Here is a 22,488-nt window from a genome sequence, read left to right as displayed (position 1 = left end):
CGAATCTGGTGCGCTTCCGTAACAAGTTGAAACATGTGATTGATGAAATCCTGTTCATTTGTAAAACACTGTCATTCAGCCGCCGATCAGTGGTGTCCACCGTGATAGCCGCCGCCGTGGTAACCGCGACCATAACCACCGCGATAGCCGTAACCACCGTAATAGTAACGGGCGCCGCCGTAGTAGCGCGGGCCGTAATATCCGCCGTAGTAATAAGGTGAGTAGTAGCCGGGATAGTAGTAGGGAGCGGCGTAGTAAACGTCGGCGGGAGGCCCGTAGTAATAACATCCGGACAGCCCAAGCCCGAGCACTGCACCGAGCAACACTCGACGAAACAGTTTCTGAACACGCATGACGGCCTCCTGAAAGACCCACGACCGCAGCAGGACAGCGCAGCCGACACAGTTTTGACTGTCAGGCCCGGGGCAAGTGCCGGACTCGGCCAAGCTTCAGATCAGCGGTGTCACTCCCCCGAGAATCCCCCTGTGCGAGCGGGCTTGCTCGCGAATGCGGTGTGCCAATCAACATGCATGTGTCTGGAAAACCGCCTTCGCGAGCAAGCCCGCCCCCACCGTTGAACGGTGCAAATGCCCAGAAATACAGGAACGACCATTTGCGCCGCGTATGGAGCAGTTATTTCCCGGCAGTGCCACTAGAATGCTGCCATCGGCTCATCTGCCAACGGAACTGCCCATGCCGCACAGATCTGCGCTGTACTCCCAACGCTCGCTGGTGCTGACTCTGGTCGCACTGCTTGGTGCCGGCTTCCTCGCCACTTCCTTGCTCAGCTATTACGCCTCACGGGCGTCGATCCGCGACAGCATCGTCAACACCGAACTGCCGCTGACATCCGACACCGTTTATTCGGAAATCCAGAAAGACCTCGTCAGACCGATCCTGATTTCCTCGATGATGTCCCGCGATACGTTCATGCGCGACTGGGTGGTGAACGGCGAAAAAGACCCGGTAAAAATGACCCGCTACCTCGACGAGGTCATGACCCACTACGGCGCCTACACCGCGTTCTTCGTCTCCGACAGCAGCCACACGTACTACCACGCCAAAGGCGTGCTCAAGCAGGTCAGAATTGATGAGCCGCGCGACGCCTGGTACTTCCGCGTGCGCGACATGAAAGACCCGTACGAGATTAACGTCGGCCCGGATCTGGCCAACAAGGACAACCTGACTTTCTTCATCAACTACAAGGTCTACGACTACGACAACCGCTTCATTGGTGCCGCGGGCGTAGGCCTGACGGTGGACGCGGTGATCAAGCTCATCGACAAGTACCAGCAGCGTTATCAACGCAGCGTCTACTTCGTCGATGCCTTCGGGCGACTGGTGCTCACCGGCGCCAGCGGCGGCCCGGAAGGTGCGCACATCGGGCACAGCCTCAGCGAACTCGCCAGTATGAAAAGCCTGATCAGCCAGTTACCCAAGCCCCACAGCGGCAGTTACGAATATTCTGCCCACGGTCAGGGACATTTTCTCAACGTACGTTACATCCCGGAATTGCACTGGTATCTGTTCGTCGACAAGCGCGAGGATGGCGCGCTCAGTGACATCCGTCAGTCGCTGTACCTCAACCTGCTGATCTGCCTGCTGGTGACGCTGGGCGTGCTGGCCCTGCTCAATCGGGTGATCCGGCGTTATCAGCGCAAGATTCAGACGCAGGCCACGCTCGACAGCCTCACCGAACTACCGAACCGCCGTGGCTTCGACCTGCTCGCCGTGCAGGCCCTGCACGAAGCGCAACGCGAGCCGAAGCCCCTGACGGCACTGTTGCTGGACCTTGATCACTTCAAAACATTGAACGACACCTACGGGCACATGGCCGGCGATAAGGTGCTGATCGGGTTTGCCCGGGACCTGCAAAGTTGCCTGCGCCATTCCGACATTGTCTGCCGCTGGGGTGGTGAGGAATTTATCGTATTGCTGAAGGACACCGACGGCGACACCGCTCAGAAGATTGCCGAGAAGATCCGCCGACACGTCGAACAACAGGGGTATTCCTACGATGGCCACAGCCTGAGTCTGACCGTGAGCATCGGCGCCACCACCCTGCAAGCGGATGACACCTTGCACACGCTGCTGTCCCGGGCCGATCATGCGATGTACCGAGCCAAACAAACCGGCCGTAACCGCACCTGCGTGGAAATGCCTCATTCGACTTATGCCTGATACCGACGCTAAACCCGACCTCTGCCCGGCCTGCGGCGCCCGCAACGACTGCACCCTGGCCGACCCGCGCACCGCCGACCAGGCTTGCTGGTGCTATGGCGTGAGCATCGACCCGGCAGTGCTCGAAGCCCTGCCGGCCGAACTGCGCAATAAATCCTGCCTGTGCCCGCGCTGCGCGCAGGTCGAGGCGCAACTGCAAGCAGCGGCGCGGCCGATCCCGTAAGATACGCGCCCCTTTATCCGCCGATTCCTGACCATGCGCGTCGACCGTTTCCTCAGCAACCTGCCCCGCTACAACCGTCAGCAGGTTCGCCTGTTGCTGGTGGAAAAGCGTGTGCGGATCGACGGAGAAATCGTCAGCGACCCGCACAGCGAGGTGCTGGAATTCAGCCGCGTCGAAGTCGATGAGGAGTTGCTGCAACCGGGTAAACCGGCGCGCTACTTCATGCTGCACAAACCGCCGGGGTGCGTCAGCGCCACCCGCGATCCGCAGCACCCGACCGTGCTCGATCTGATCCACGAGCCGGACAAGGACGACCTGCACATCGCCGGTCGCCTCGACTTCAACACCACCGGGCTGATGCTGATCACCAACGATGGCGGCTGGTCGCGACGGCTGACCCAACCGCAGACCAAACTGCCGAAGGTCTATTACGTCGAGACCGAACAGGAGATCGGGCCGGAGTATGCAGTCACGTTTGCCGAGGGCATCTACTTCGCCTTCGAAAACCTGACCACGCAACCGGCGCAACTCGAAGTGCTCGGCCCGAGGGCGGCGCGTCTGAGCATCGTCGAGGGTCGATACCATCAGGTGAAGCGCATGTTTGGTCACTTCAACAACAAAGTGTTGCGCCTGCACCGCGAATCCATGGGCCCGCTGTTGCTCGATAACGCGCTAAAACCGGGCGAGTACCGCGCATTGCGCACCGAAGAGATCCATTTGTTCTAAGCCGGCGACCGCTCAGCAGAAGTTGTCGAACAATTCACCAACGGCACTTGCGCGATCCTGATCCCCCTGCTTGAATCAGGACGTCGGCCAAATTGTGACCGATGAGTCACGCAGTACATCCAAGCAACCTTTTTGCCGGTAGAGAGCCTCAAAGGCTCCACCTCCCCCGGCAGACTGCCCGCCAATAATAATACCCGTCGACCTGCCGTTCCGGATCGACATGGGCCCCAAACTCCAGGCGTATGCCTACCTGTCACAAAGCTCGTGCAATCTCTATTTGCGCGCATACCCGCTTGCTTGCCAGGAGTCTTATGACATGAGGCCAGAAATCGCTGTGCTGGATATACAGGGTCAGTATCGGGTTTACACGGAGTTCTATCGCGCAGACGCCGCAGAAAAGACCATCATCCTGGTCAACGGCTCGATGGCCACGACTGCGTCGTTTGCTCAAACCGTGAAAAATCTGCACCCGCAATTCAACGTGGTTTGCTACGACCAGCCCTATGCGGGCAGGTCGAAAATCCACAACCGCCACGAGAAACATCTGACGAAGGAAGTCGAAGGGCAGATTCTGCTGGAGTTGATCGACCATTTCGGTGCCGAACACGTGCTGTCGTTTTCCTGGGGCGGCGCGGCCACCCTGGTCGCCTTGGCCCACCAGCCGCGGCGCATCGAAAAAGCCGTGATCAGTTCGTTCTCGCCGGTGATCAACGCGCACATGCTGGATTACCTGGAGCGCGGTGTCGATTACCTCGGCCAGCGCGACGGCGATCGGGTCGGGCACCTGGTCAACAACACCATCGGCAAACACCTGCCGTCACTGTTCAAGCGCTTCAACTATCGCCACGTCAGCAGTCTGGCCGAGCACGAATACGGGCAGATGCACTTTCACATCAACGACGTGTTGCACAGTGATCGTCAGTGCTACCTGAATGCGGCGAAAAGGATCAACGTGCCGGTGCTGTTCCTCAACGGCGAATGGGATGAGTACACCGCCGCCGAAGACGCACGGATATTCGGTAACCACGTGGCACAAAGCACCTTCACCACGCTGCAGGCCACCGGGCATTTTCTCGACATGGAGCACAAGGCGGCTTGCCGTGACAGCCAGAACGCCCTGCTTGGTTTCCTGAAACCGTCACAGCAGTCGAGCCGAACGCGTTACTCGTTCGTCCAGGATCACCATGCATCGGCCATTTGAAAAAGCGTCGTCGCGAGCGAGTCTGTGGGGCTGAGAAGCCAGCGCTGATTACCTGCAGATTCGCCCGCGAATGACCGTTTTCAATGCTGTAACGCGCTGCGGGCAAAAGAAAAACTTCAAATCCGCGCCCGACTCTGGTACAAAGTCAGCCGCTCTGAGCGGGTATAGTTTAGTGGCAAAACGAAAGCTTCCCAAGCTTTAGTTGAGGGTTCGATTCCCTCTACCCGCTCCACTCAATCGGGTCTCACGTCGAGGTTATGACGGGGGATGCAGAAACAGAAAAACCGGCCTACAGGGCCGGTTTTTTTGTGTCCGGGATTTGTGGGAACACACCATGAATGATGATTCTCCTGACTCGAACCTCTCCTCAACCCAAATTTGGATAATTCCATTTTTCTGTGGGTTATTGCGATTTTCAAAAGATAAGCCACAATAATCAGGAATAGTGCATGGATGACAAGTTCCTGGATAAATCCAGAATTACCGGCTTTAAAGTAGCTTTTGAGGTGTAAGACCCATTATGTTGGATTTAAGCCTTAGCAAGCCAAGTGAGATCGTCAAGCGGATCTGTGAACGTCTACGCACTGATCGACTCGCTCTGGAAATGACACAAGCGGACGTGGCCGCACGTGCCGGCATCGGAACCAATACGGTATCCAATCTTGAAGCCGGGCGTAATGTGGGCTTCGAAAATCTGGTACGCGTTGCCATGGTACTTGGGCGCAGTAAGGAACTCGAAAACCTGTTCTTGCCAAAGCTTGAAACTCTGGACGACATCCTGCGCTACGAAAACAGTGCCAAGCGTTACCGCATCAAAAGGAAATCCGACAATGCTTGAGAAAGTAGACGTCTACTACGAGGGCTGGGGTGAACATTGGCGGTGGGGCACACTGGCTTCCACCGCAGCGCTGACCGGCCGTCCGCTGGTGGTGTTTGAGTACAGCGACGAAGCGAAAAAAAGAGGACTCGAACTTTCGTCCCTGAAACTTCCTTTGCAAGGCGCCAAATTAAGTCGGGATTTCCCGCCACATCAGTTGGGATTGCCAGGCCCCGTCTATGACTCGCTGCCCGACGGCTGGGGCATGCTGCTGATGGATCGTCTATTCAAACGTCGCGGCCTGAATCCCGCACGTATCGGACCTTTGGAGCGACTGGCCTACATCGGCAACAATGCCATGGGTGCCATGTCGTTCAAGCCTGTGGCACCTGAAGTACTAGAACCACAAATGCATGTTCCCATTGAGTTACTTGCAGCCGAAGTGCAGCAAGTGCTGAAAGGTGAAGGGGGCGAGCTTCTTCAGAAGTTGCTGCTGGTTGGAGGCTCTCCGCAAGGTGCCAGACCCAAGGCTCTGGTCTATCGCGCCCCCGACACCGGGACGTTCACCACAGCTGCCACTCCAGGTTTTGAAGCATGGCTGGTGAAATTCCCTGCTCAACACGAACATTCCGAAGTGTGCGCCATCGAAATGGTGTATGCCGCTTGCTTGCGCCTCTGCGGCATTCAAACGCCGGATACGCAGTACTTCAGTCTGTCAGATGGAATGGCTGCCTTCGCCAGCAGACGGTTTGATCGACAAGACGGACTACGCGTCCCCATGCAAAGCCTCGCAGCCTTTACCGGTGCAGATTTTCGCTCTCCGGGAGCATTGGACTATGTCAACTTCCTGCGCGCCACCCAAAGATGTACCAATGATGTACGTGAAAAAGCACGGGCGTTCGAGCGTGCTGTTTTCAACGTTGCGTTCCACAACCGGGATGATCATCCCAAGAACTTTGCCTACACCATGTCGCGAACTGGCGATTGGAAATTAGCCCCGGCCTACGATGTGACCTTTTGCGAGGGGCCGGGTGGGTATCACCAGATGGATGTGATGGGCGAAGCGCTGGAAATCGGCCGAAAGGCCATGCTTGGACTGGCAGAAGAAGCGGAGGTGGGTGCCTATGAGGCAGGAGTTATCATTGAGCGCTTTTGCGACGTATCCAGCCAATTCTCGACTGTGGCAAATGATCTTTATCCTGGCGTGATCACTCAGGAAACCCTGCGCACCATTCAAAGCCGAATTGATCACAACATCAAGCTGTTGCGATGACTGCATATCCTTGCAAATCACATTTTTTGAAACCCTGAAGATTTTTCCGACATTACAGATCCACAACACACCCACGGTTCTCTCCGTCCCCACGACCCAGTAGGATTCCCACTTCACCCACCACCCTCCCCCTGCGCGGCCATCGACGAATACGCGTTTTGACTTTCGAGGGACTCCATGGCGCGGCCACTGTGCCGCTGATGACCGAACTCAAAAGAGCAACTCACTCATGACGCAAAACATTTACGACGACCCGGAATTTTTTCAGGGTTACAGCCAGATGAACCGCTCGATCGGCGGTCTCGATGCCGCGCCGGAATGGCCGGCGCTAAAAGCGCTGTTGCCGTCTATGCATGATCTTAATGTGGTCGACCTCGGCTGCGGCTATGGCTGGTTCAGCCGTTGGGCCAGTGACCAAGGCGCCGCCCATGTGCTGGGGCTGGATGTCTCGGAAAAGATGCTGGAGCGCGCGCGCGAAACCACTGGGGCGGCGAACATCCGCTATGAACGCGCCGATCTTGAGCATCTCGATCTCCCAGTGTGCAGTTTCGATCTCGCCTACAGTTCACTGGCGCTGCATTACATCAAGGATCTGCCAGGGCTGTTCGCTCATCTGTACGCAGCGTTGAAACCGGGTTCGCATTTTGTGTTCTCCATCGAACACCCGATCTTCATGGCCCCGCGCAATCCGGGCTGGTTGATCGACAGCGACGGTCGCAAGCGCTGGCCGCTGGACAGTTATCAGATGGAAGGCGAACGGGTGACCAACTGGCTGGCCGAAGGGGTGATCAAGCAGCACCGCACGATGGGCACGCTGTTGAATTCGTTGATTGCGGCGGGTTTTGCCATTCGCCATGTCAACGAATGGGGGCCGAGCGATGTGGAGGTGGCGGCGCAACCGGCGCTGGCTGAAGAGCGGGAACGGCCGATGATGATGTTGGTGGCGGTGCAGCGCTAACCCGCGAAACATGCATTGTGGCGAGGGAGCTTGCTCCCGCTGGGGCGCGAAGTGCCCCGAAGACCTTGGGCCTGCTTCGCAGTCCAGCGGGAGCAAGCTCCCTCGCCACAGAATTGTTGTTTGCCTTTAGCGAGTCGCGACGATAAATAGCCGTGGAAACGGCAACAGCACCGAACCATCAGGCAACGCCGGATACGCCTGGGCAACAGCCGCCAGATACTGCTGCAGATACCGCGCCTGCTCCTCTTCGCTCAGCGGGCTCAGAAACGGAATCAAGCCACTGCCCTTGAACCACTCCACGATTCCCGCCGCGCCACCGGACAACTGATGGTGATAGGTGGTGCGCCACACATCGACCCGCGAGCAGTGCGGACGCAACATCGAGAAGTACTCGCTGGCGCTGGCCATGTCGGTGCGCTGTCCGGCGGCGCCTGCCAGTTTCGCGGCCCACGGGCCGTTGGCGGCAACTTCGCGCATCAGTCGATGGGAAGGTTCGTTGAGGTTGTCCGGCATCTGGATCGCCAGACTGCCACCGTCCGACAGCTTACCCACCAGCGCCGGCAGCAACGTCGCGTGATCCGGTACCCACTGCAACACCGCGTTGGCGAAAATCACATCGAACGGGCCTTGATCTGCCCAACTATCGATTTCTGCGACCTCGAACTGCAACTGCGGCAGGCGCTTGCGCGCGGCGTTGACCATGTCCGGCGAACTGTCGAGGCCCCTGATCTGGGCCTGCTCAAAACGCGGCACCAGCAGCTCGGTGGAGTTACCCGGGCCGCAACCGATATCGACCACCGATCGCGCCTGAACCGTGGGGATCGCCGCCAGCAGATCACGGGCCGGGCGGGTGCGTTCATCTTCGAAAGCGACGTATTGTCTGGCGGACCAACTCATTGCGTTCTCCTGTCGGGACACTTCAGCGGTTCGTCACAATACAGGCAGCCATGCGAGCAGTTCCAGAGCGACTGATTGCAAACGATGTCAGCGGGCGGGCTGCTTATCGCCAATTGGGCGATTCTTATGCAATCAACGACCGTCCGTCGAACCATTAACACGCATTTTTGACAGCTAAAAAATCAAACCTATAGTCAATTTGCGGCAGTCGGAAGGAACCCGACTCATCTGATTTCGTGCAAGGAGCACGGCCTGCGCGTCTCTCATGACCGATGGGTTCCCCCAGTAGTGTGCTCGCAAAAGCCATACGGCAAGCAAGCGTCGTCGTGCCTGGATTGCAGTCCGACGCTCACTATGAAAAAGGAGCCTCACCATGTCTCGAGTTACGGATATTCTGGTTTCCATCGACACCGAAACCATTTTGAAAAAGTATCCAAACATCAGCAAGGATCCGAAGAATCCCACGCTGATCGACTGGCATCATGTGTATATGGTCACCAACCAGGACAATGTCGTCAGTGGCCAGGCCGGTGGTGAACTGGACCTCAAGGCGCAAGTCGGCGACCTGATCCGCTGGCGTGAAACCAGCCTGTCGCAGAGCTTCGAACAAGCGGTAATTTTCTACAAGTTCATCGGCAACGCGGGGGCCGACCTGATCTCCCCACCCTCACCGCGCAAGGCCACGGCGTGCGTTGCAGTGCCAAACCGGGAAAATCCATCTGTGCCGAGCTGCCAGAAAGTCGACAACCATTACTGGTCATCCGAGACCCTGGATTGCGGCCGCGTGACCTATCACTTCCACTTCCTGATCGTCGACCGCAACTGCCAGATCATCGGCTGCTGCTCGTGGGACCCGTTCATCTCCATCCACAACTGACCCTGTAACGAGCCCCTTGGCAACGAGGGGCTCCACCGATCCGATGCAGCCCGGCGGAATCAGGATGTCTTGCCTTGACCGATGCGGCCGCCAGTGTTTAGCGACGTCATGAAAGGAATCCATGATGACTTCCGAACCGATCACCTCCCCTTCTTCCACCGTCGACAACGCGCAGAATGTATTGCTGATCGTCGATGCCGAATCTCTGCTTGCGCACTATCCAACACCCAGCCAGGACCCCGCCAACCCTACAGACATTGCCGATGGATTTATCTTTTTCGCCACGGGTAATAACTCAAAAGAAATAGTTACAAATGACAGCACTACCAAAGTCTTAGTCGTGATGGACCGTGATGTTCACTTTCGCGTCAGAAGCGTCAGCCTGATCGCCGAGCACAGCGTGGTGGCCTGTCGCATGACCGTCGATGACAGCAGCGTTCTTACTGTACCCAAACTGGAAATCCACACCGGCCTTACCGTCCCCTCGCCCAACCCCGAAACCCCCACCGTGCCGGGCAGCCGCAAGGCAGACGATCATTTTTGGGCCTGCACCCCGAAAACACCTGGCACTGTCCAGTGCGGATTAACGTTCATGCTGGTCAATCAGCAATGTGAAGTGGCGGGGTACTTTCAGTGGCAGGTGGGGGTCGAACTGACGTCCTGAGCCTACTCATGTATGAGCCGGTCGCAAGACCGGTTTTTCATGGACAGGCAACGAAAAACAGAATTTTCGCAACGCCCTCACTGTCTGAATTTCTAGCGTCTCCCAATAAGGAACACCGCAATGAAATTCGCAAAAATATCCCAGACCCTGGCCCTTTGGGCCGGTAGCCCAAAAACGTTCATGGGCGCGTTGATCCTGATTTTTCTGTGGGGGCTGAGTGGGCCGATTTTTCATTTCAATGACACCTGGCAACTGATCATCAACACCTCGACTACCATCATCACCTTTCTGATGGTGTTCCTGATCCAGAACACGCAGAACCGCGATACGGACATCCTGCATCTGAAGCTCGATGAGTTGTTGCGGGTAAACAAGGAAGCGCAGAACGCGATGCTTGGCTTGGAATCGCTGGACCTCAAACAATTGGAGGCGCTGCGCAAGCATTACCGTAGCCTGGGGGAAAGCGAGGTGTTCAATCTCGATGGGCTGGGGGAGAAGAGCAAGCCTAAGCAGGATTTGAATGACTGCTGAGTAAAGTCAAAAAAGCAAAAGATCGCAGCCTGCGGCAGCTCCTGCATGGAATGGTGCAGGAGCTGCCGCAGGCTGCGATCTTTTGACTTGTAAGCGGGATCAGCGGCTGGCTTGCAGCGCTCGCGCCATTTCCAGATGGTTTTGCAGTTTTGGCAACGTCTCGTCGGCAAATGCCTTGATTTCCGGAACGTCGGTTGACTGCGCTTCCTGCTGGATCTGCTGAATAGCTTCTTCGGTCGCTTTCACCTGGCTCGCGGCGTAGGCCTGATCGAAGGTTTCACCGTCTTTCACCTGGGGGATCATGGTTTTAGCCTTGTCGGCAATTTCTTCACGAGGTGCGACGGGCAAGTCGAGCTTTTTCGCGATCTTTGCCAGATGCTGGTTGGCCGTGGTGCGGTCATTGATCACGACGATGGTGTAATCCTTGACCTCTTTGGAGTCGGATTTCTGGTGCGCCAGACGACTGGCTTCGATGTCGGCCATGCCTTTGGCGGACGCATCGTTGATGAAGTCGGCAGGCGACTGGGCGAATGCACTGCCAGCGAACAAACCCAACAGCGTGGCAAAACTGAAACGACGTATCTGGGTGGCCATCCGGCTCATGGTCGCGCCCTCCTATCTCTGCAAATTCAAGCGGGGGCTTGCGCCCCCGCCTCTCAATCAAAACTACCTCACCGACTACTTCGACTTCTGAGCTGGCTTGCGGCCCATTTCGGTTTTCGCAGGCTCTTTGTCGACTGTCGTGGTGGTGGTTTTCCCACCTTTGCGACCGGCTTCAGAGGCCTTGGTTCGATCGTTGGCGAAGTTTCCCGAGTTCGAGTTTCTTGAATTAGGCATGATTCTCTTCCTCTTGGTGTTGATCGTTGGCGAGCAGGTGCCCGCCTAGATTGAGAATTGCCGGACCGATAAAGGTTTAGAAAAGTTGCCCGCGCCGCGACGAACGGCGCGCACTGTTTCAGCTATCCACCGCCCGATGATTGAGGCGTTTGGCGGCGTACATCGCCTGGTCGGCGTGCCGGAACAGTTGTTGTTCTTCGCGGCCATGTTCGGGATAACGGGCCACGCCGATGCTCGGCTCGATGCACAGGTTGTGACCGTCCAGGCGCATGGGCTGCATCAGCACCTGTCGGATTTTTCCGGCCACGCTGTCGGCGTCTTCAGCGGCATGAACACTGTGCAACAGCACCACGAATTCGTCGCCACCAATGCGCGCCACGGTATCGGTATCGCGTACGCAGCCCTTGAGCCGACTCGCCACCGTTTGCAGCAGCATGTCGCCGACCGCATGGCCAAAGGTGTCGTTGACCTGTTTGAAGCGATCCAGATCGACGTACAGCAGCGCCATGTTTCCCGATGCTTCGCGGGCACCGGCCAGCGCAGCCTTGAGGCGGTCTTTGAGCAATCCTCGATTGGGCAGCTGAGTCAATTGATCGTACTGCGCCATGCGCTTGAGCCGCGCGTGCAGTTGCTGGCGCTCGATGGCGGTCGCGACCTGGGCGCAGACGTATTGCAGCAGTTCCTTGTCCTGTTCGGTGTAACGCTCGCCACCCGGCAGGCTTTTGACGATCAGCGCACCGATGGTGCCGTTCTTCGAATTCAGCGGCACACCGAGCCAGCACGGTGAATCCTGCCCCGCCACCAGCGCCGCGAAGTCGGGAGAGACGTCGGGGCTGTCCGGCGTCAGTAGAATCGGCTGACCGCTGCGAATAACCTCGGCACACAAACGCCCGGTGACAGTGCCCGGCTGCTCGGGCTGCAATTCGTGATCGTCGACGTGATAGGGAAAATTCAGCTGCGCACAGTGCTCGTCGTACAGCGCCACGGAGAAATTCAGCGCCGGCAACCATTCGCCGATGATCAGGTGAATACGCTTGAACAGCGCCAGCAAGTCTTCGGCGACATGCGCCGCTTCGGAAATCGCATACAACGCCGCCTGACGTGACTCGGCCTGCTTGCGTTCAGTGATGTCGCGGGCCACGGCGATGCGCAGTTGATCGACCTGCGACCAGCGCGCCGACCAGAGGATGTTGACGATGCGGCCATCCTTGCGCACGTAACGGTTTTCAAAATTGTGTTTGGGTTCGCCGCCCATGATGTCGCGGGCGGCGGCGAGGGTGCGCTGGCGGTCTGCAGGATGCACCAGCTCGATCATCGGCCGACCGATCAACTCGTCAGGCGTATAGCCGAAAATGCGCTCGCAGGCGGCGCTGACAAAAACGAAACGGCCCTGCGTGTCCACCGCACAGACGGCATCGAGCAACAGGTCCATATAACTCGCCAGCGGCGCGGAATTTCGGCTTTCCATGGTTCAGCGTGGGTGTCCGGACAATGCAGCACTGTTCAACCATCCCTGACCCTTTGTTCACGCATCCCTGCACACAACTTCAAGCCTTGTTCGGCAGCAATCCCGGTAGTGCGTGCACCAGTGCGTTTATGGCAAAACCGATGAACATCACGCCACACAAACGCGTGATCATCAGCTCGTGGCGCTGATACAACGTGCGCACCCGTCGGGCGCCAACCACGCCGATCAGAATAGCGTAGGCCAGCAAACCGCCGAGGAAACTCAGGGCGATCAGCGCCGGCAGCATCGACCAGTTGAGCAGTTCGGCACGGCTCGACAGCAGCGCGGTAAACGTCGCCACCGCCACCGGATACGCCTTGGGATTGGTCAGACCAAACAGGATGCCGTGCCAAAACGGCTGACGCGCTGCGCCCTGGGGCTGATCATCGCTGCGCCGTTTGGCCCGCACTGCGCGCCAGCCGAGCCAGAACAGGTACAAACCGCTGAGCACGCCGAGCACATCGAACGCGGTGCTGCCGATTTCCCGGGCGCCGACGATGGCGATCAGCGCGGTGCTGCACCAGACCACATCACCGAGCAGGTGCCCGCAGAGAAACCCCGCCCCGGCCCGCCGCCCATGCGCCGCGCCAATGCCGAACACCGCCAGCACGCCCGGCCCAGGCGTGATGCCGTAAATGAAACCCGAGGCCAGAACGGCCATTAGCAGCGATGGAGTCATGAAAAACCTGCTGGCGCCAGTACAAATGATGGCCAGTCTATATCAGCCCAATGTGTCTGATCACGATGCGTCGTAAAAACGCATGCCCGCGTACGGTTTGTGCCGACAGGCTGCCAGTCGCGACGCGAGATCGCCGACGTGAGCCTCGAGCTTGTGGCCATCAGGGTCGAGAAAGTAGAACGACGCGCCTTCACTGCGGTTGTCGCGCCATTCCCTCACATTCGCCGCTTTTAGCGTCTGCACAAACAACGGAAAATCTGCCTCGGCGAGGCTGAACGCGTAATGGGTGTAGTCGACGGACGGCTCGGTGGTGCGCTGCGCATCCAGCGACAGACACAACCACAGCCCCGGCAGCGACAGGTAGGCACCGGCGTCCCATGTGGCTTCGACGCGCAGACTCAGCACATCGCGGTAGAACGCCAGGCTGCGGGGCAAATCACTGACGGCAAGGGTCAGGTGGTTGAGGCCGGTGAGCATGGGGTCAGTAACCTCTGAGGTCTTCAGGAACGTTGTACTGCTGGCCATCGTACGTCAGGGTGATCTGCTTTTTCTTCAGCTCGGTGGTGTTCGATACGCACTGATTGCCGGATTTGGTGTTTTTCATTTTACTGCCGGTGGTGGTGACGATCAGATCGGCGAAACCATTGTGGCTCGTTGGAGCGATCTCGAGGGTTCGGCGGATTTTTTTGCTGTAGCCCTCGCAGTCATTCACGAACTCACCGTTGTCCTTTAAGACCACCAGGCCTTCAAGCACCGGACGTAACTCGTCCCCCTCGCGAACATACAGCGCCAGATCGGTTTTCTCGTAGGGAATGGCATGGGAACTGTGGACGAACTTGGCTCGCAGCCCAAAAGCGCGGATATCCGGCGTCAGTCGGTAGCGCGCAGTGTCGATGCGCACATCCTCCAGGCGTACGGCATCGGAGTTGTAGGCGCCCGGTTTACGGTAGGTGGCGATGGGTTTGGCGTTGCTCGCATTGAGCAGCGCCAAATCCAGATCGAACGCCCCGGCATCGTCGCCGCCAGAATCGGCCAGATAGGTGGACTTGACCGAAATCGCCTGACTCGGAAACGCCGGCCAGACATTGCAGCGCGACATGGATTTGCCGTCGAAACTCTTGGTGGTGCAGGCCGCGTGGGCGTGGGAGGTGATGGCCAGGAAACCGAGGGCGATCAGGAGTCTGGTGGGGGTGAGCATGGTTCTTCCTTGATAAGTGTTGTGTTGGGCTGGCGGGTTACAGGCCTTGGAAACCGTTTGGCAAAACGTAGGAGGTTCCGTCGTAGTGCAATGTTGTCAAAACGGGTTTGTTGTCAGTGGTTTTCGTTTTACATGCGTCTCCCGTACCCACACTTGTTGTGTGTTTCTCCAAGGTTTTGACAATCAGATCTGCATAGCCGTGGGAGCTCGTTTTAGCGATTTCTATCGTTCTTGAAATCTCATATCGCTCGCCTTCGCAGTCACCATCCCACTCGCCGCCATACTGATAAACCAGTAACTTATCCAATACCGGGCGCAATTTTTCGCCCTCTTTCGCGTAGAGCGAAAGCAGATTTTCTTCCATCGGATTGATCCGGGAACCGTTAGTGGATAACGCACGTACGCCAAAGGCACGAAGATCGGTAGTAAGCGTGTAGCGAGCCGTATCGAGCGTTATTTCTCGCAAACTGACGCCATCCAATACGAATGCAGCCGCTTTGTAATAAGTCGCAATGGGCTTCGATTGAGCAGTGTCCAGAACGGACAAGTCGAAATCGTAGGTACTCAGTGCTTCGGCGTCATCAGATGGGGATCCGCGCTTAAACTGCGCAGTGGCGTTGATGGTTAATCCTGGATAGGCAGGCCACTCCTTGCAGACAGAAAGATCCAGCTCTCCTGCCATCGGTGTTGGCGTGCACTCGGCGAACACCTGCCCTGCCATCAACCACCCACTCAGGGCCACCCACCCGACCCATCCAGACTTCACTGTCACATCCCACTCCTTGATATGGATTTCAGCCGCGCACTATCCCCTCCTCAATCCTGCGATTCAACCAGTTCAACGCCTGATCCCCACCCCGGCGCTTATGCCACGCCAGCACAAACGTGAACGGCGCGATCTCGAACGGTGGCGGCAGCACGATCAGCTCCTGTTGATCAATCTCGCGCACGCTGCGTGACGACACCGTGAGAATCAAATCCGTACCGCTGATCAACTGTGGCGCGACGTTCCAGTGCGGCAGGCTGATGGCGACTCGGCGGCGTTCGCGCAATGAAGTCAGCGCCCGTTCGATTTCCGGGGTGCCACTGCCGCGCATTTCCAGCAACACATGCGGGCGCGACAGGTAGGTCGGCAAATCCAGAAGCCCCTCGGCCGGCAAGCTGCGGCGATCCAGCAAACAGACGTAGCGCTCTTCGAACAGCAGCGTGCTGCGCAATTCGTTGGGCATTTCCGGGAACACCCCGGCGGCCAGATCAATGTCGCCGTTGAGCACACCTTCGAGCATGCCTTCGCGACTGGCGTGGCTGATTTGCAGGTCGATGCCCGGTGCCTCGCGGCGCAAGGTGCGGATCAGATCGGGCAGGATGATGGCCGCGCCATAGTCGGACATCGCCACACGAAAGGTCCGCCGCGCAGTGGCCGGATCGAAAGTGTTCGGCGCCAGCAGCGATTGCACCTGAGCCAGTGCTTCGGCCAGCGGTGCGACCAGTTCCAGCGCCCGCGCCGTGGGCACCAGGGTCGAACCGGCGCGCACCAGCAGCGGATCGCCAAGCAAGTCGCGCAGCCGCGCCAGCGCATGGCTGACTGCCGGTTGACTCAGGTGCAGCCGCTCGGCGGCGCGGGTGACATGTTGCTCGCTGAGCAAGGCGTCGAGGACCACCAGCAGGTTGAGATCGATACGGCGCAGATCATTCATCTTGTGCATGTTCTGGATGACAAAACGGAATTTAAATCTGCGCGACGAATACTCTAGAGTCCAGCAAAACCTGTTGGAGAATGATCATGAGTACGTTGCAGTGGGTCGGTTTGTTGTTGCTGGCCGCGTTTGCCGGCGCGGTGGTGCCGTTTCAGAGTGCGATCAACAGCAATCTGGCGCGGGGACTGGGACATCCGCTGTGGGCGACCTTGGCCTCGTTGCTGGTGAGTGTGCTGGTGCTGTTGCCGGTGATTCTGGCGTTGCGCCTGCCGCCGCCGTCGCTGGGGTTTATCAGCAAGGCACCGTTGTGGATGTGGGCTGGCGGTGCGTTCGGCGTGTGCTTTGTGGCGCTGGCGGTGATGTTGCTGCCCAAACTCGGCGCGTCCGGGTTTGTTGCGCTGGCGTTGGCCGGGCAGGTGATCGCGTCGATGCTGCTCGATCACTTCGGGCTGTTTGGGCTGGTGGAGAAACAGCTGACGATGTCGCGGGTTTTGGGCGCGTTGCTGCTGATTGGCGGGGTGGTGTTGATTCAGTTTGGTGAGGCAACGAGCAGGAATCTGGCACCTGCCGGGTAGGACTCGGAGGTGCCCGACAGCCCATCAGGACATCGCCCTACAAGCAAATATCCAATAGCGTTCAGTATTGCAGGACGTGTCTGATTCAAGCCCGAAGTCGCATTCCGTAAAGTCTGGCAATACACACAAATTGCAACGACCCGCGGATTGCTACGCTCAAGGGATGCCCAGATGAACCAGATGCAGCAAGCACCAAACCTTTATTCCAACTATCGAAAAGTCATCGCACTGGCAAACCAGGACTGGGAGAACGCCGAGCTCGGCAAAGTCGCCGGGCTCAATGTCGAAGTCATGGGTCCCAATCGCCTGCTCGACCAATATGGACGGGAGCTACAACATTTCTGTACCACGTCCTACCTTGGCCTTGATCATCACCCTGCCCTGCTCGAAGGTGCAATTGCCGCCCTGCAGGAAACCGGCTCCATGCGCGTTGCCAACTCGAAAAATCGCTGCAAACTGGAGATTCTCGAAAAATACGAAACCGAGCTTTCGCAGCTGTTCGATGCTGTGTGCCTGACGACCTTGTCCTGCAGCGCTGCTAGTGCGGGGATCTTGCCGCTGCTGGCCAGCGGTGTATTGACCGATAATCGCCCGCCAGTAATGGTCTTTGACCGTCAGGCGCATTACTCGATGAATCATTTGAAAGCTGCCTGCGCCGACGAAACTCGTGTCATGACCTGTCCACACAACGACATGGATTTTCTGGAACAGATGTGCCAGCAATACGGCCGCGTGGCCTATGTTGGCGACGGCGCCTACAGCATGGGCGGCGTGACCAACATGGAAGGCCTGCTGTACCTCAAGGATCGTTACGGGCTGTTTCTTTATCTGGATGATTCCCACGCGTTGTCAGCCGTCGGCCATAACGGCGTCGGTCTGGTACGACCGAGAATCCAGACGCTGGAAGATGACTGCCTGATCGTTGCGTCGCTGGCCAAGTCATTTGGCGCCAGTGGTGGGCTGGTGATGCTCGGCAACCTGCGCCAGAAAAAAATCATCCAGCGTTATGGCGGCCCGAGCAACTGGTCACAAAGTCTAAACTGTGCGGCAATCGGCGCCGGCCGAGCGTCTATCCGCCTGCATTACAGCGCCGAATTCGCCGCTCTACAGGCCAGCCTCCAAGCTAATATCCGCCTCTTCGACAGTTTGATCAGCACCGAGCAATGCCACAGCGCGATGGCGATCCGCTTGATCGATTGCGGCCAGGCGGATCTGGCCAACTGCATCGCCAGCGAACTGGCCGAGCAAGGCTTTTTCACCAGCGCGGTATTTTTTCCAGTGGTTGCCCAAGGTAAAGCGGCCATTCGGGTAACCTTGCGTGCTGATATGGAGCCGTCGCTGATCCGATATTTCTGCGAAGCAGTCAGCGAGTTGTTGCGCACGCATCGCGTCGATTTCGACATCTGAGCCAAGGACGACAGATGAACGCCAGCGCCACCCTTCCTATCACCTGCTGTACCGTGTTCCTCGCGCAGCTGGGCATGAGTATTTACCTGCCAGCGCTGCCGGAGATTGCCGGCCATCTGCACGCGGAGCCTGCACAAGTGGCGTGGGGCTTATCGATTTATCTGGTCGGCATGGCGCTGCCAATGCTGCTTTGGGGTTCACTGGCCCAGCGTATCGGACGCAAACCGGTGTTGCTCGCAGCGCTGGGCCTGTATGGCGTGACGAACCTGGGCTTGCCGCTGGGTTCGACGCTGGAGTCGTTCCTTTTACTGCGCCTGATTCAGGGCGTTGGCGCCAGCGGGATTTCGGTGATGGCAAGGGTGCTGATTCGCGACAGTTTTCGCGGCGACCTGCTGGCCAAGGCATTGTCGTGGATTTCGATTTCGTTCGTGGTGGCACTGGGTATCGGCCAGTACCTGGGGTCGATCATTCAGGTCGCGCTGGGCTGGCAGGCCATCTTCTACTTGCTCGGCATCACAGGCTTGCTGATGGCTCTGATCGTATCCCGGGTCAACTTCGCGACCTTGGAGGAGGTGCAAACAAACGCTTCGGCATGGAGGGTTTACCGGCGCATCCTGATCCATCGCGCGTTCCTGTTGCCGGCACTGGCCGGCGGTCTCGGCTACGGCGTCATCATCGCCTTCAACACGGCTGCACCGCTGATCCTGCAAGGGCCGTTCAATTGGTCCACGATGGATTACGGTCTGCTCGGCTGGCCGGTCAGTGCGGCGTACTTTCTCGGAGCGCTAGTGGTCAATCGCTGCGTTCTGCGCGCGGGTCAACACCGTTTGATGACGCTGGGCGTGGCGCTGGTGATGGCGGGCTGCGGTGTGATGCTACTGGGCAGTCTGATGGTCAACTCCATCGCGCTGCTGCTGTGGCTGCCCTACTGCGTGGCGGTATTCGGTCAGTCGCTGAACTATCCGATCAGCCTGTCCCGTGCCAACGATGGCGCACCGATTTCGGGAGCTTACGCGATGGCATTGAGCGGATTTATTCACCAACTGATGGCGGCGTTGATCGGCGCGATTGCCAGTCTTATTGCCAGCCCTTCGGCGTGGCCGCTAGCACTGTTGTGCAGTGTGCTTGCGTTCGGCGCGATGCTCTGTGTGAGATTCACGCCGACGCGTGTCAGCCCTTAAAACGCGTTACGGAAAATCTCCTCGATCTGCCGTTGATCCGCCGCCCGTGGATTGGTCAGGCCGCATGCGTCTTTCAGCGCGTTGGTGGCGAGCACCGGGATGTCGCTGAGCTTGGCGCCGAGTTCACGCAGGCCACCCGGAATCTCGACGTCCCTGGCCAAACAACGGATCGCGTTGATCGCCGCCTGGGCGCCCTCTTCCGGGCTGAACCCACGAATGTCAGCGCCCATGGCGTGGGCGACGTCAGTCAGGCGTTCGGCACAGATCAACGCGTTGAAGGTCTGCACGTGCGGCAGCAACACGGCGTTGCACACGCCATGGGGCAAGTCGTAGAAACCACCCAACTGGTGGGCCATCGCGTGCACGTAGCCGAGCGATGCGTTGTTGAACGCCATGCCGGCGAGGAACTGCGCGTAGGCCATGTTCTCCCGCGCCGCGAGGTCGCTGCCGTCGCGCACGGCCAGGCGCAGGTTATTGCTGATCAGGGTCATGGCCTTCAGCGCGCAGGCGTCGGTGATCGGGTTGGCGGCAGTCGAAACGTAGGCCTCGATGGCGTGGGTCAGCGCGTCCATGCCGGTGGCGGCGGTCAGGCTTCTCGGCATGGCGACCATCAGCGCCGGGTCGTTGACCGACAGCAGCGGCGTGACGTTGCGGTCGACGATGGCCATTTTCACGTGGCGCGATTCGTCGGTGATGATGCAGAAACGGGTCATCTCGCTGGCAGTGCCGGCGGTGGTGTTGATGGCGATCAGCGGCAACTGCGGCTTGCTCGATTGATCGACGCCTTCGTAGTCGCGGATCTGCCCACCGTTGGTCGCACACAGGGCGATACCCTTGGCGCAGTCATGGGGCGAACCGCCGCCGAGCGACACCACGAAATCGCAGCGACTGTCCTTGAGCAGTGCCAGTCCGGCCTCGACGTTGGCGATGCTCGGGTTCGGTTTGGCACCGTCGAAGATCACCGAGTCGATGTCCTGCATCGCCAGTTTCTCGGCGGCCATGGCCGCCACGCCAGCCTTGGCCAGCCCCGCGTCAGTGACGATCAGCGCCTTGCGAAAACCGTAGTTGCGGATCGCAAGCATGGCCTCGTCGAGGCATCCGTTGCCCATGATATTTACGGCTGGAATGAAAAAGGTGCTGCTCATGCGCGTCTCCTGACTGGGGCCGAATCGACTGCTCCGATCCGGCGGATGTGCACAGGATCGACCGATCGGTCACCACCGATGTTGATCTGGCTCAATGCCCGCTCGTGATAAAGTCGCCGCCCATCTGCCCTTTGTTTTGAGACTGCCCACGCAATGACCGATTTTCTGCAAGTCGATGCCACCCTCGAAGACTGGAGCGACCTGCGCGCCACCGCCGACTTCAACGGTCTGCTGGTGGGCAATGGCGCCAGCCGCGCGGTGTGGGACGATTTCGGCTACGACTCGCTGTTCGAAAACGCGCGCACCGTGGAAGAGAAACCACTGAGTCCGTCGGAGCTGAGCGTGTTCGATGCGATGCAGACGCGCAGCTTCGAGCAGGTGCTCGGTGCGCTGAAAACCACCAGCCGGGTCAACAAGGCGCTGGCGGTCAGCTCGGCCGCACCACGCAATCGCTACTACGCGATCAAGGAAGCGCTGATCAACACCGTGCATGCGGTGCACATTCCATGGCGACTGGTGCAGGCTTCGACCCTGGCGACGCTCAACGAAGAACTGGCGCGTTATCGCACAGTGTTCACCACCAATTACGACCTGCTGAGCTACTGGGCGATCCAGCACCGCAGCGAGGCGATCGACGACCTGTTCAACGGCCCCGACGCCAGTTTCGATCTGAGCGCAAGCAGCAGCGCCAAACCGCGTCTGCTGTACCTGCACGGCGGTCTGCACCTGGTGCGCAATCAGGACGGCACCGCCCGCAAACTGACTTCGACCGAAGGCACCCTGCTCGGCAGTTTCGCGATCAACAACACGATCAAGACCCTCGACGACGTGCCGCTGTTCGTCAACGAAGGGCCGAGTGCGGACAAGCTGAAGACCATTCGCAGCTCGGATTATCTGTCGTTCTGCTATGAGCAGTTATTGGGCCACGCGCAGAACCTGTGCATCTTCGGGCATGCGCTGGGCGAGCAGGATGCTCACATCGTCAAGGCGCTGCGCCTGGCGAAACCGGCGAGCGTGGCGATCTCGATCTATCCGCGCAGTGCGGCGTTCATTCAGCACCAGAAGCGGCATTACGCGAAGGTGTTCGAGGGGACCGGGGTTGAGTTGCGGTTTTTTGATGCGAAGACGCATGCGTTGGGCAATCCGAAGCTTTCGGTTCCCGTCGAGATCTGATGTAAGCAGTACTGACGCCTTCGCGAGCAAGCCCGCTCCCACCTTGGAATGCATTCCAAATGTGGGAGCGGGCTTGCTCGCGAAGCTTTTTCTGGCGGCTCATTCTTCCGAGCTGTGCACCACCACCAGCAACTGCGCCTGCACCTCGCCCACCGATCTGATCCGGTGCGGCTTCTGCGCATTGAAATGCAGCGCATCGCCGCGTTCCAGCAGCACCCGCTCGCTCATGAAATCCACTTCCACCTGCCCTTCGTGGACGAACAGAAACTCCTCGCCCAAGTGCTCCTTGAAGGTCTTGTCGGTGAATTCGCGCGGCGGATAGATGATGAACGGCAGCAGGTTGCGCTCGCTGACCTGATGCGCCAGCACCGCATACCCCGGGCTCTGATCGTTGGCCGCCAGTGACTGGCGCTCGTGGCTGCGCACCAGGCTGTAGCTGTCGAGGCTGACGTTGTCTTCGGAGAACAATTCCTCGACCTTCACGTTCAGCGCCTTCGCCAGTTTCAGCGCGGCCGCAATCGACGGGGTGTTCAACCCGCGCTCGACTTTCGACAGATAACTCTTGGTCATACCGGATTTTTCGGCCAGCGCCTCAAGCGTTACCCCAAGTTTTTTTCTCAATAATTTCAAACGGATAGACATGCGCAGCAGTTATTCCATCAAGGAAACGACAATTCATGCTTGCTTATGACACTTTGTGTCATATAGGCTCTTTCGTGTCATTTGCAATCACCCAAAGGA

At 58.5% G+C, this 22,488-nt stretch carries 26 protein-coding genes and 1 tRNA gene; 15 read left to right on the top strand and 12 right to left on the bottom strand.

What is annotated here, in order from left to right; translation table 11 throughout:
- Positions 1-86 precede the first annotated feature (86 nt).
- Positions 87-353 (bottom strand): hypothetical protein, encoded by a 267-nt coding sequence (locus tag V9L13_RS27565; protein WP_003222522.1) that lies wholly within the window; start codon positions 351-353, stop codon positions 87-89.
- A gap of 340 nt (positions 354-693) precedes the next feature.
- On the opposite strand from V9L13_RS27565, the gene V9L13_RS27560 reads away from it, so the two are divergent.
- The 8 genes from V9L13_RS27560 (at position 694) to V9L13_RS27525 (ending at position 7,379) form a co-directional block, all read left to right on the top strand.
- Positions 694-2,181, top strand: coding sequence for a sensor domain-containing diguanylate cyclase (locus V9L13_RS27560; protein WP_338801031.1), 1,488 nt, complete (start codon positions 694-696; stop codon positions 2,179-2,181).
- Positions 2,174-2,404: a cysteine-rich CWC family protein gene (locus tag V9L13_RS27555; RefSeq protein ID WP_103521444.1), complete on the top strand. Its 231-nt coding sequence runs from the start codon at positions 2,174-2,176 to the stop codon at positions 2,402-2,404. Before V9L13_RS27560 ends, V9L13_RS27555 begins: the two co-directional genes overlap by 8 nt.
- A gap of 33 nt (positions 2,405-2,437) precedes the next feature.
- Entirely contained in the window at positions 2,438-3,130 is a 693-nt protein-coding gene (locus V9L13_RS27550; RefSeq protein WP_103521443.1) for a pseudouridine synthase, read from the top strand.
- A gap of 316 nt (positions 3,131-3,446) precedes the next feature.
- On the top strand, positions 3,447-4,331 hold the full coding sequence (locus V9L13_RS27545; protein ID WP_045122324.1) for an alpha/beta hydrolase: 885 nt from the start codon (positions 3,447-3,449) through the stop codon (positions 4,329-4,331).
- Positions 4,332-4,489: 158 nt separating this feature from the next.
- A tRNA-Gly gene (locus tag V9L13_RS27540) sits at positions 4,490-4,563 on the top strand.
- A 288-nt stretch (positions 4,564-4,851) separates the two neighbouring features.
- Entirely contained in the window at positions 4,852-5,169 is a 318-nt protein-coding gene (locus tag V9L13_RS27535; protein WP_003222513.1) for a helix-turn-helix transcriptional regulator, read from the top strand.
- Complete coding sequence (locus V9L13_RS27530) at positions 5,162-6,421, top strand: type II toxin-antitoxin system HipA family toxin (protein WP_338801030.1); 1,260 nt, start codon at positions 5,162-5,164, stop codon at positions 6,419-6,421. The genes V9L13_RS27535 and V9L13_RS27530 overlap by 8 nt, the downstream gene beginning before the upstream one ends.
- 229 nt (positions 6,422-6,650) lie before the next feature.
- On the top strand, positions 6,651-7,379 hold the full coding sequence (locus V9L13_RS27525; RefSeq protein ID WP_338801029.1) for a class I SAM-dependent methyltransferase: 729 nt from the start codon (positions 6,651-6,653) through the stop codon (positions 7,377-7,379).
- 126 nt (positions 7,380-7,505) lie between these two features.
- Here V9L13_RS27525 and tam read toward each other — a convergent pair whose 3' ends face one another.
- Complete coding sequence (tam, locus tag V9L13_RS27520; protein WP_338801028.1) at positions 7,506-8,276, bottom strand: trans-aconitate 2-methyltransferase; 771 nt, start codon at positions 8,274-8,276, stop codon at positions 7,506-7,508.
- A 373-nt stretch (positions 8,277-8,649) separates the two neighbouring features.
- Here tam and V9L13_RS27515 point away from each other — a divergent pair, with 373 nt between their 5' ends.
- From V9L13_RS27515 to V9L13_RS27505, 3 genes are all read left to right on the top strand, one after another.
- Positions 8,650-9,153, top strand: a complete 504-nt coding sequence (locus tag V9L13_RS27515) for an inclusion body family protein (protein WP_008076892.1) — start codon at positions 8,650-8,652, stop codon at positions 9,151-9,153.
- 124 nt (positions 9,154-9,277) lie between these two features.
- Complete coding sequence (locus V9L13_RS27510; RefSeq protein WP_338801026.1) at positions 9,278-9,817, top strand: AidA/PixA family protein; 540 nt, start codon at positions 9,278-9,280, stop codon at positions 9,815-9,817.
- 120 nt (positions 9,818-9,937) lie between these two features.
- Positions 9,938-10,348, top strand: coding sequence for a low affinity iron permease family protein (locus V9L13_RS27505; protein ID WP_003222503.1), 411 nt, complete (start codon positions 9,938-9,940; stop codon positions 10,346-10,348).
- A 99-nt stretch (positions 10,349-10,447) separates the two neighbouring features.
- Here the strand turns inward: V9L13_RS27505 and V9L13_RS27500 are convergent, their stop codons facing one another.
- The 8 genes from V9L13_RS27500 to V9L13_RS27465 all read right to left on the bottom strand — a co-directional run bounded on the left by V9L13_RS27500 (position 10,448) and on the right by V9L13_RS27465 (position 16,275).
- Positions 10,448-10,951, bottom strand: a complete 504-nt coding sequence (locus tag V9L13_RS27500; RefSeq protein WP_003222501.1) for a DUF4142 domain-containing protein — start codon at positions 10,949-10,951, stop codon at positions 10,448-10,450.
- Between the two features lie 75 nt (positions 10,952-11,026).
- Positions 11,027-11,185: a KGG domain-containing protein gene (locus V9L13_RS27495; RefSeq protein WP_003222499.1), complete on the bottom strand. Its 159-nt coding sequence runs from the start codon at positions 11,183-11,185 to the stop codon at positions 11,027-11,029.
- A gap of 118 nt (positions 11,186-11,303) precedes the next feature.
- Positions 11,304-12,653: a diguanylate cyclase gene (locus tag V9L13_RS27490; protein WP_338801025.1), complete on the bottom strand. Its 1,350-nt coding sequence runs from the start codon at positions 12,651-12,653 to the stop codon at positions 11,304-11,306.
- A gap of 79 nt (positions 12,654-12,732) precedes the next feature.
- Positions 12,733-13,371, bottom strand: coding sequence for a LysE family translocator (locus V9L13_RS27485; RefSeq protein WP_103485687.1), 639 nt, complete (start codon positions 13,369-13,371; stop codon positions 12,733-12,735).
- Between the two features lie 60 nt (positions 13,372-13,431).
- On the bottom strand, positions 13,432-13,848 hold the full coding sequence (gene fos / locus V9L13_RS27480; protein ID WP_338801024.1) for a fosfomycin resistance glutathione transferase: 417 nt from the start codon (positions 13,846-13,848) through the stop codon (positions 13,432-13,434).
- A 4-nt stretch (positions 13,849-13,852) separates the two neighbouring features.
- Entirely contained in the window at positions 13,853-14,569 is a 717-nt protein-coding gene (locus V9L13_RS27475; RefSeq protein WP_338801023.1) for a hypothetical protein, read from the bottom strand.
- Positions 14,570-14,606: 37 nt separating this feature from the next.
- A complete protein-coding gene (locus tag V9L13_RS27470) occupies positions 14,607-15,341 on the bottom strand; it encodes a hypothetical protein (RefSeq protein ID WP_338801022.1) in 735 nt (244 codons plus the stop codon).
- 22 nt (positions 15,342-15,363) lie between these two features.
- Positions 15,364-16,275, bottom strand: a complete 912-nt coding sequence (locus tag V9L13_RS27465) for a LysR family transcriptional regulator (RefSeq protein ID WP_198286793.1) — start codon at positions 16,273-16,275, stop codon at positions 15,364-15,366.
- Positions 16,276-16,352: 77 nt separating this feature from the next.
- On the opposite strand from V9L13_RS27465, the gene V9L13_RS27460 reads away from it, so the two are divergent.
- The 3 genes from V9L13_RS27460 (at position 16,353) to V9L13_RS27450 (ending at position 19,429) form a co-directional block, all read left to right on the top strand.
- Complete coding sequence (locus tag V9L13_RS27460) at positions 16,353-16,841, top strand: DMT family transporter (RefSeq protein WP_338801021.1); 489 nt, start codon at positions 16,353-16,355, stop codon at positions 16,839-16,841.
- A 171-nt stretch (positions 16,842-17,012) separates the two neighbouring features.
- The gene (locus tag V9L13_RS27455) at positions 17,013-18,248 is read left to right on the top strand and encodes an aminotransferase class I/II-fold pyridoxal phosphate-dependent enzyme (RefSeq protein WP_003222486.1); all 1,236 of its coding nucleotides are present in this window, start codon (positions 17,013-17,015) and stop codon (positions 18,246-18,248) included.
- 14 nt (positions 18,249-18,262) lie between these two features.
- Positions 18,263-19,429: an MFS transporter gene (locus V9L13_RS27450; RefSeq protein WP_338801020.1), complete on the top strand. Its 1,167-nt coding sequence runs from the start codon at positions 18,263-18,265 to the stop codon at positions 19,427-19,429.
- On the opposite strand, the gene yiaY is transcribed toward V9L13_RS27450, so the two are convergent.
- A complete protein-coding gene (yiaY, locus tag V9L13_RS27445) occupies positions 19,426-20,574 on the bottom strand; it encodes an L-threonine dehydrogenase (RefSeq protein WP_338801019.1) in 1,149 nt (382 codons plus the stop codon). The genes V9L13_RS27450 and yiaY overlap by 4 nt on opposite strands.
- A 153-nt stretch (positions 20,575-20,727) precedes the next feature.
- Between yiaY and V9L13_RS27440 the strand changes: the two genes are divergently transcribed.
- Entirely contained in the window at positions 20,728-21,747 is a 1,020-nt protein-coding gene (locus V9L13_RS27440; protein ID WP_338801018.1) for a DUF4917 family protein, read from the top strand.
- Positions 21,748-21,846: 99 nt separating this feature from the next.
- Here the strand turns inward: V9L13_RS27440 and V9L13_RS27435 are convergent, their stop codons facing one another.
- Positions 21,847-22,389, bottom strand: a complete 543-nt coding sequence (locus V9L13_RS27435) for an XRE family transcriptional regulator (RefSeq protein WP_123586926.1) — start codon at positions 22,387-22,389, stop codon at positions 21,847-21,849.
- Positions 22,390-22,488: the final 99 nt, after the last annotated feature.

Origin of the sequence: Pseudomonas sp. RSB 5.4, assembly GCF_037126175.1 — a bacterium.
Taxonomy (GTDB): Bacteria; Pseudomonadota; Gammaproteobacteria; order Pseudomonadales; family Pseudomonadaceae; genus Aquipseudomonas; species Aquipseudomonas fluorescens_H.
Note: the sequence above shows the minus strand (reverse complement) of the source record. Positions and strands in the feature narration are given on the sequence as shown.

Excerpts from the sequence above, each read along its gene's own strand:
- V9L13_RS27565 (WP_003222522.1), bottom strand. The coding sequence starts at position 353 with ATGCGTGTTCAGAAACTGTTTCGTCGAGTGTTGCTCGGTGCAGTGCTC.
- V9L13_RS27560 (WP_338801031.1), top strand. The coding sequence starts at position 694 with ATGCCGCACAGATCTGCGCTGTACTCCCAACGCTCGCTGGTGCTGACT.
- V9L13_RS27555 (WP_103521444.1), top strand. The coding sequence starts at position 2,174 with ATGCCTGATACCGACGCTAAACCCGACCTCTGCCCGGCCTGCGGCGCC.
- V9L13_RS27550 (WP_103521443.1), top strand. The coding sequence starts at position 2,438 with ATGCGCGTCGACCGTTTCCTCAGCAACCTGCCCCGCTACAACCGTCAG.
- V9L13_RS27545 (WP_045122324.1), top strand. The coding sequence starts at position 3,447 with ATGAGGCCAGAAATCGCTGTGCTGGATATACAGGGTCAGTATCGGGTT.
- V9L13_RS27535 (WP_003222513.1), top strand. The coding sequence starts at position 4,852 with ATGTTGGATTTAAGCCTTAGCAAGCCAAGTGAGATCGTCAAGCGGATC.
- V9L13_RS27530 (WP_338801030.1), top strand. The coding sequence starts at position 5,162 with ATGCTTGAGAAAGTAGACGTCTACTACGAGGGCTGGGGTGAACATTGG.
- V9L13_RS27525 (WP_338801029.1), top strand. The coding sequence starts at position 6,651 with ATGACGCAAAACATTTACGACGACCCGGAATTTTTTCAGGGTTACAGC.
- tam (WP_338801028.1), bottom strand. The coding sequence starts at position 8,276 with ATGAGTTGGTCCGCCAGACAATACGTCGCTTTCGAAGATGAACGCACC.
- V9L13_RS27515 (WP_008076892.1), top strand. The coding sequence starts at position 8,650 with ATGTCTCGAGTTACGGATATTCTGGTTTCCATCGACACCGAAACCATT.
- V9L13_RS27510 (WP_338801026.1), top strand. The coding sequence starts at position 9,278 with ATGACTTCCGAACCGATCACCTCCCCTTCTTCCACCGTCGACAACGCG.
- V9L13_RS27505 (WP_003222503.1), top strand. The coding sequence starts at position 9,938 with ATGAAATTCGCAAAAATATCCCAGACCCTGGCCCTTTGGGCCGGTAGC.
- V9L13_RS27500 (WP_003222501.1), bottom strand. The coding sequence starts at position 10,951 with ATGAGCCGGATGGCCACCCAGATACGTCGTTTCAGTTTTGCCACGCTG.
- V9L13_RS27495 (WP_003222499.1), bottom strand. The coding sequence starts at position 11,185 with ATGCCTAATTCAAGAAACTCGAACTCGGGAAACTTCGCCAACGATCGA.
- V9L13_RS27490 (WP_338801025.1), bottom strand. The coding sequence starts at position 12,653 with ATGGAAAGCCGAAATTCCGCGCCGCTGGCGAGTTATATGGACCTGTTG.
- V9L13_RS27485 (WP_103485687.1), bottom strand. The coding sequence starts at position 13,371 with ATGACTCCATCGCTGCTAATGGCCGTTCTGGCCTCGGGTTTCATTTAC.
- fos (WP_338801024.1), bottom strand. The coding sequence starts at position 13,848 with ATGCTCACCGGCCTCAACCACCTGACCCTTGCCGTCAGTGATTTGCCC.
- V9L13_RS27475 (WP_338801023.1), bottom strand. The coding sequence starts at position 14,569 with ATGCTCACCCCCACCAGACTCCTGATCGCCCTCGGTTTCCTGGCCATC.
- V9L13_RS27465 (WP_198286793.1), bottom strand. The coding sequence starts at position 16,275 with ATGCACAAGATGAATGATCTGCGCCGTATCGATCTCAACCTGCTGGTG.
- V9L13_RS27460 (WP_338801021.1), top strand. The coding sequence starts at position 16,353 with ATGAGTACGTTGCAGTGGGTCGGTTTGTTGTTGCTGGCCGCGTTTGCC.
- V9L13_RS27455 (WP_003222486.1), top strand. The coding sequence starts at position 17,013 with ATGAACCAGATGCAGCAAGCACCAAACCTTTATTCCAACTATCGAAAA.
- V9L13_RS27450 (WP_338801020.1), top strand. The coding sequence starts at position 18,263 with ATGAACGCCAGCGCCACCCTTCCTATCACCTGCTGTACCGTGTTCCTC.
- yiaY (WP_338801019.1), bottom strand. The coding sequence starts at position 20,574 with ATGAGCAGCACCTTTTTCATTCCAGCCGTAAATATCATGGGCAACGGA.
- V9L13_RS27440 (WP_338801018.1), top strand. The coding sequence starts at position 20,728 with ATGACCGATTTTCTGCAAGTCGATGCCACCCTCGAAGACTGGAGCGAC.
- V9L13_RS27435 (WP_123586926.1), bottom strand. The coding sequence starts at position 22,389 with ATGTCTATCCGTTTGAAATTATTGAGAAAAAAACTTGGGGTAACGCTT.